The following is a 3,566-nucleotide window of genomic DNA, read 5'->3' on the forward strand; positions in this document are numbered from 1 at the left end:
ATCGACGACGACTTCTTCGCCGTCGGCGGTGACTCGATCCGCTCCATCCAGGTGGTCGCCCGGGCGAGGGCGCAGGGTGTGGAGGTCACGCCCCGCCAGATCTTCGAGGCCCGTACAGTGTTCGAACTGGCCGAGAGCGCGGTCAGCGGCGGTGAGGGCCGACCGGTCCTGGAGGAGCTGGAGGGCGGCGGCGTGGGCCGCATGCCGCTGCTGCCGATCGGGCACTGGCTCCAGGAGCTCGGCACGGGGCTCGACCGGTTCACCATGTCGATGGCGGTGGAGCTGCCGGCCGGGATGGACGAGACCGGCCTGCTCACGGTGTTGTCGGCGGTCGTCGACCGGCACGACATGCTGCGCTCCCGCCTGGTCACCGGCGAGGAGACCGGTCTTGAGGTGACCGCGCCGGGCTCGGTCGACGTCGCGTCCCTGATCCACCGCGTGGAGACCGAGGGCGACTGGGCCGACGGCTGGCGCGAGCGGGCGGCCGCCGAACTCGACGCCGCCACCGACCGGTTGGATGCCGCGGCGGGTGTCATGGCGCAGTTCGTCTGGTTCGACGCCGGTGCCGAGCGCGCTGGGCGCCTGTTGCTCGTGCTGCACCACCTCGTCGTCGACGGCGTGTCCTGGCGCATCCTGCTGCCCGACCTCGCCGAGGCGTGGAAACAGGTCCGCGCGGGCCGCACCCCGCAGCTCGCGCCGGTGGGCACGTCCGCCCGGCGCTGGGCGCACGCGCTGGCGGAGGAGGCCCGGTCGGCCGAGCGCGCCGGTGAGCTGGCACTGTGGCGCACGATGGTCACGGGCCGGGACCCGGTGCTCGGCAGCCGCCCGCTGGACCCGGCCGTCGACACCCTCGCCACGGTCCGGTACGTCCACATGGACCTCCCGGCGGCGGCCACCGAAGCACTTCTCACGAGCCTGCCCGCGGCCTACCGCGGCGGCGTCAACGACGGGCTGCTGACCGCGCTCGCCCTGGCCGTGGCCACGTGGCGCAAACAGCGTGGGGTGGACGAGTCCTCGCTGCTGCTGCGCATGGAGGGCCACGGCCGTGAGGAGGCCGCGGCGCCGGGCGCCGACCTGTCCCGCACGGTGGGCTGGTTCACCAGCATGTACCCCGTCCGCCTCGACGTGGCGGGCGTGAACCTCGACGACGCCCTGAACGGCGGACGGGCCGCCGCGACCGCCGTCAAGGCGGTCAAGGAGCAACTCCTGGCCGTGCCGGACAAGGGCATCGGCTACGGCCTGCTGCGCTACCTCAACCCACAGACGGCGGACGTCCTCAAGCACCACACGACCGGCCAGGTGTCCTTCAACTACCTGGGCCGGTACGCGGGCGCGTCCGACGTCCCCGACGCGCTGCGCGGCCTGGGCTTCACCCAGGTCGAGGGCACCACCGAGCTGCTCGCCGAGCTGGACGCGGACATGCCCGCGCTGGCCGCCCTGAACGTCACCGCGTACGTCGCCGACACCGAGCACGGGCCGCGGCTGACCACCCGCCTGGACTTCCCCTCCGGCCTCTTCACCGAGGCCGAGGTGGAGGAGCTGGCCGCCCTGTGGCGCACCGCCCTCGAAGGCCTCGCCCGGCACGCGACCGCACCGGAGGCGGGCGGCCTCACACCGTCGGACGTGCCGCTGGTGAAGGTGAGCCAGGCGGAGCTGAACGGCTGGGAGAGAAGCTACCCGGGACTGGCCGACGTGTGGCCGCTGACCGCGATGCAGGAGGGCCTGCTCTTCCACACCGAGCTGGCCGGCGCGTCCTTCGACGCCTACCAGATGCAGTTCGACTTCCACCTGGCCGGTGCGGTGGAGCCGGAGCGGATGCGGGCGGCCGGACAGGCGCTGCTGGACCGCTACCCCAACCTGCGCGCGGCGTTCACCACCGACAGCGCCGGTGACCGCGTCCAGGTCATCCAGAGCGGCATCGAACTGCCGTGGCGGGAGCGGGACCTGACGTCCCTCGGTGAGGGCGAGCGGGAGGAGCGGCTCAAGCAGCTCCTGGCCGAGGAGCACCGCACGCACTTCGACCTGTCCGACGCCCCGCTGCTGCGCCTGACGCTGATCAAGCTGGCAACCGACCGGTGGGAACTGGTCTTCACCGCGCACCACGCCCTCTTCGACGGCTGGTCGATTCCCCTGCTCATCCAGGACCTGATGCGTCTGTACGGCACCGCCGGGGACGCCTCCGGCCTGGGCCGGCCGCGGGCCTATCGCGACTTCCTGGCCTGGCTGTCCCGTCAGGACCGGGAGGCGACCGCGCGGGTGTGGGCCAAGGAGCTCGAAGGCGTCGACGAGCCCACGCTGCTGGTTCCCGTTGACACCGCCCCGGAGAGTGAGACAACCGGGGTGGGCCAGATCGATGTGCCGTTGAGCGTGGAGCAGTCGCGTGCGCTGACGCGTCGTGCCGGTGAGCTGGGCGTGACGTTGAACACGGTGGTGCAGGGTGCGTGGGCGATGCTGCTGGCGGGCCTGACCGGGCGCCGGGACGTCGTCTTCGGTGCCACGGTCTCGGGGCGTCCGCCGCAGGTGGCGGGCGTGGACGAGATGGTGGGCCTGTTCATCAACACCCTTCCCGTCCGCGTCGACTGCGCCCCGGGCGCCTCGCTGGGCCAGGTACTGACCACGCTGCAGGACCGCCAGGGCGCGCTGCTGGACCACCACCACCACGGACTGCTGGACATGCACCAGGCCACCGGGCTGCGGGCGCTGTTCGACACCATGGTGGTCTTCGAGTCCTACCCCATCGACAGTGCCGCCCTGAGCGAGGCCTACTCCGCCGCCGGGATTTCGGTGACGGGGATCAGCCCGCTGAGCGGCACCCACTACCCGCTGACCGTCATCGCGGTGGCCGAGCCGCACCTGAAGGTGACCCTCCAGCACCAGCACCACCTGCTGGACGCCGAGCGCACCCGCGACATCGCCCTGCGCCTGGGCCGCGTGCTTGCCCAGTTGGCCGAGGACCCGCGCGCCGCGTTCGGGGCCCTGGACCTGCTGGAGCCCGCCGAACGCCGGCGGTTCCTCATCGAGGTCAACGACACCGCCGCCCAGACGCCGGAGCTGAGCATTCCCGGCCTGTTCGCGCAGCAGGCCGCCGCGGTGCCGGACAAGACGGCCGTGACCTGCGACGACGTGTCCTACACCTACGCGGAGCTGGACGCGCGCGCCGACCGGCTCGCCCGTGTGCTGGCCGGGCGTGGGGTGGGGGCGGAGAGTGTGGTGGCTTTGGCGCTGCCGCGCTCGGCCGACCTGGTCACCGGCATGCTCGCCATCCTCAAGGCGGGCGCCGCTTATCTGCCGATCGACCCGAAGTACCCCAGCACCCGCCTGGACCACATCCTGACCACCGCAGGCCCCCAGCTCGTGCTCACCGACGCCGACACCGTCGGTGTGCTGCCCGAGACCGGTGTGCCGTCGCTGTTCCTGGACGATGTGGACCTCGAAGGTGCATCTGAGGGCGCCGCAGCCGTTAAGGACGGCGCCGAGGGGGCCGGACTGCCGGTGGTGCATCCGCACAACGCCGCCTACGTGATGTACACCTCCGGCTCCACCGGCACCCCGAAGGGTGTCGTGGT

The 3,566-nt window shown here is 72.3% G+C and carries 1 protein-coding gene; it reads left to right on the top strand.

The genetic code is table 11. The features are described from left to right. Nucleotides 1-3,566: condensation domain-containing protein (locus IE330_RS38120; protein WP_190140763.1), on the top strand; the 3,566-nt coding region annotated here is incomplete at both ends.

Origin of the sequence: Streptomyces longispororuber (genome assembly GCF_014656095.1) — a bacterium.
GTDB lineage: Bacteria > Actinomycetota > Actinomycetes > Streptomycetales > Streptomycetaceae > Streptomyces > Streptomyces longispororuber.